This window comes from Afipia birgiae 34632 (assembly GCF_000308295.2).
GTDB classification, from domain to species: domain Bacteria; phylum Pseudomonadota; class Alphaproteobacteria; order Rhizobiales; family Xanthobacteraceae; genus Afipia; species Afipia birgiae.
The window spans coordinates 32,332-35,751 of sequence record NZ_HG326652.1; the positions used below are offsets into that span (position 1 = coordinate 32,332).

The 3,420-nt window shown below is 54.2% G+C and carries 2 protein-coding genes; one reads left to right on the forward strand and one right to left on the reverse strand.

The genetic code is table 11. The annotated features are described in order from the left end of the window. A partial coding sequence (locus BN32_RS27360; RefSeq protein ID WP_347334365.1) for an SLC13 family permease occupies window positions 1-572 on the reverse strand: 572 nt, incomplete at its 3' end. A 1,643-nt stretch (window positions 573-2,215) separates the two neighbouring features. On the opposite strand from BN32_RS27360, the gene BN32_RS00135 reads away from it, so the two are divergent. Next, window positions 2,216-3,016 carry a Crp/Fnr family transcriptional regulator gene (locus BN32_RS00135; RefSeq protein WP_162161292.1) on the forward strand — a complete coding sequence of 267 codons (801 nt, stop codon included), beginning with the start codon at window positions 2,216-2,218 and terminating at the stop codon, window positions 3,014-3,016. Window positions 3,017-3,420 lie beyond the last annotated feature (404 nt).

The following is a 3,420-nucleotide window of genomic DNA, read 5'->3' on the forward strand; positions in this document are numbered from 1 at the left end:
ATCCCGAGCGTTATCGGCACCAGGCAGGCCACGCGCGCGGTAGTCGACGGTACCAGGAACGCGATGACGAATCCGACCAGAATCGTGCCAAGCACGACACGATGCGTCTCCACGCCGACTCGCGAAAGAATCGCGAGAGCGATCCGTTTGTCGAGGCCGGTGGCCGTCATCGCTGCGGCGAGAAATAGCGCCGCGGCAACGAGGACGAGAGCCGTGTTGGCGAAGCCGCTGAACGCGAGACCTAAGCCAGCGCTCGTGCCGATTAGAACCGAAGGATTTGTGACGTTGGGGGAAAATCCCAGCAGAAGGGCCATAAGCACCGCGATGACGATAGCGGACACCGCATAGTCGATCGACTCGGTCATCCACGCGATGACCGCGAACGCGAGAATCGCGAGCATGCGGTGGCCTGCCACCGGGAGCGTCGCCGGTGTTGGTAGCAGCAAGACAACGAGCAGAGCTAAAATGGCAAGCAATAGCCCCCAGTTTTTGACACCCCAACTCGGTCGTTTAGCGGGCGCGTGTGCGAGATTTTTTGCCGGTGTGTCGTTTGCAATGGACATGCTATTCATTCGCTCGCCGCGATGTTGAAATAGAGCCAATGCGTTGGTCCGACATTAATGTAGGTTAAGCTCTCGCGTTCACGTTCCGCAGTAATCAGTTTAACAGTTCGGATGTGCCGCAATCGATCTGCGTTACGTCCAGACTCTCTATCTGTGAAAGCAGTTGTTCGAACCCATCAACTGAAATTCAGAAACGAGGAGATGGGCCAATAACCGACCGTCATGCGTACCACGTGCCAGTTGGGTTCGGCGGCGCGCTGATGTCCCTCTATCTGGTGTGGATGATATTCGGGGGTGGTTGGCGTCCGCGAGCACCGAGGGGTCACGCCACCGGACAAATCGGCTGATTGTCAAAGCTGCGAGTAGCTATCTAGGCGCATACGCGGCAGCATCATAAGGAAGGTTGGCGTATCGAACCAGGACCAGCTTGGAGTCGACAATGGCGCTACGGACAACATCATGATGTAGCTGCGACGCGGGTTCGCCGATGCATGAAGACTCGCGACGAGAGCCAGTCCATCAAGCCCTTGGTAAACCGGAAAATGAGGTCACAAGCTCATCGACGGTACAATTACAAGCGCCGAGGCGAACGTCGATGCCCGCGGCGTGTAGCCGCTGCCTTTCGGGCTTATCGATGAATCCGCAGATCACTCGCCTAGGCTTCAATTCCAGAATAAGGTCACACATCGATTGGGCGTCCAAGCGCTTCCGTGGACGAAATTCTTTCGAGCCATTGACCGCATCAATGAGCAAGACACCATCACACTTTTCGAAAAATGGACACAGCAGCGATGTGAATCCGGAATTCATCACCAGTACAGCAATCTGCGCGGCCGATCGGCCGGATGCTGTGTCTGCCACTGGTTCCCTGCGGGCGTTCAACATTCCTTAAAAATAGGCAAGACCCGAACTTCTAACCTTAATCTCGATCAGACATCGAATTTTTGTGATACTGAGATTTCTGTAGTCGGCGCGAATTGATTCAGATCAAGCGGCTGTGCGCCAGTCACGATTATTGGTATATATAGGTACTGTCACCCGGAAATTCGACGAGCGCGGCATGTTTGCTTTGCCAACGCCAAATCGACCCGACACCGCAGACTCGTTTTTTGAGTGCGGCGGTGTCGTGTTGAACTGGGCAGTGCTTGTTGCGGTGATCTTGATTCTGCTCACGTTTGGGACCATCGCGCCATCGCATGCGTGTCAAGATCGCAACAACCCCGCACCGCATGCTACGCAAGCCACGACCAAATTGATCGCAAAGCAATCCGCTGTAGCAGCTTCGGTCGCTAAGCCTGCTATCATGACCGTCGCCTGTTATGATGACAAGTCAGGCCATCACTACGGCTTTGGGGTAGGCTCGTGCTGTCCTGGCTGTACGGCGGGTATGATTTCTGCGGACTGGTCCGCGGCTCAGAATCTCATTTTGAAATTGGATTTTCCACCTCCACAGACGTACCTGTCTTTGATTCAATCGGACAGTCAGTTTCGACCTCCCCGAACCACACTCTTATCAAGCTCTCGATCGAACACGCCATCGCCATCTTTCGCGATCGAGCGGCGTTCGATCGGGGACAATTGACGTCGCGGGGTTTGGTTCTCGAACCCGCCCTTGATGAGATATGTGTGCTCAGCCTTCGGGAGTCGTGAAAATGTTAAATTCCATGAGTGTGGCGAGAAAGATCCCCTCAAATCGTCAGAGCGGTCCGCTGCGTGGGGATGATTTTGATCCTGACCGCACCGCGGTCGGGTTGCGTATAGCCGACCGCTACAGGTCGGCCGATCGTCAGGTCAAAGCCGGGTGCGATCTATTCCGCATCGGCGAGGAAGGCGATGCGATCTACAGCCTCATCAACGGGTGGGTTGCCCTGTATAGTTTGATGGAGGATGGTCGCCGGCAAATTTTCCAGTTCGCCCTGCCAGGAGCCGTGCTGGCCTTTATTCCTACACAGGGTTCAGTGATGAACTATAGCGCGCAGGCTCTCACCGACGCGACCATCGGCATCATTCCGCATTCGAATCTTGGACGTCTTGCTATGAACAACCCTGAGATCGGAATGCAGCTTGCGGGTCTCATCTCACAAGATCGTAGCTTCGCCTACGACCATTTGTCCAGTATGGGTCGACGTTCCGCACGAGAGCGAGTGGCATACTTGCTCCTCGAGCTGTTCATTCGATGTCGGCTGCGTTGGCCCGGACATCGCAGTGAGGAAATGTATCTGCCGTTGACACAGGAGCACATTGGTGACGCGACGGGTCTCACCCATGTTCATGTTAATCGGGTATTGCGAGACTTACGAAATGACAGGGTAGCCGAATTTCACTATCGGCGCCTTCGTATCCTGAATCCAGACAGACTCATTGATGTTGCCGGAATCGATCCGCGTGTCGCTCTGGCATGGATCGATAGTGATTCGTCGAATGAGGCAAATGCCCAGCGCTTGCTGTTCTAGCCTCACCCATTCATATCCATCGATGCTGCGATGTTGGATAGCGTCGCATCGTCGGCAGCTGATACTCAGATCCGATTGTGCGAGCCTTTTGCAATCGCCACCATCGCTTCAACAGTATATTTGCTTGAGGGAAGATCGTCTTGAATCGTAGTTAAAGACTAGTTTGTTCGAATTGGGGCCGTGACCTTAGATAGATTTTTCAGATTGCCTTGTCATGGAATCGTTTTAGTTTTTCAAGACGACGACCATTCCGTCAATGTCGATTGACGAGCACGAACCCACCAAGGAACCTCAGGAGCTGTCTCCTGAGGTGATCCAGGTCTTGGCGGAGGTTCAGGGCATATTTCTCCAATGCCTTCGCGCCATCTCAGAAACGACAGCGATGCTGAAGGTTATGCAGGAGT

Coding starts and splice junctions, on each gene's coding strand:
- BN32_RS00135 (WP_162161292.1), top strand. CDS start 2,216: ATGTTAAATTCCATGAGTGTGGCGAGAAAGATCCCCTCAAATCGTCAG.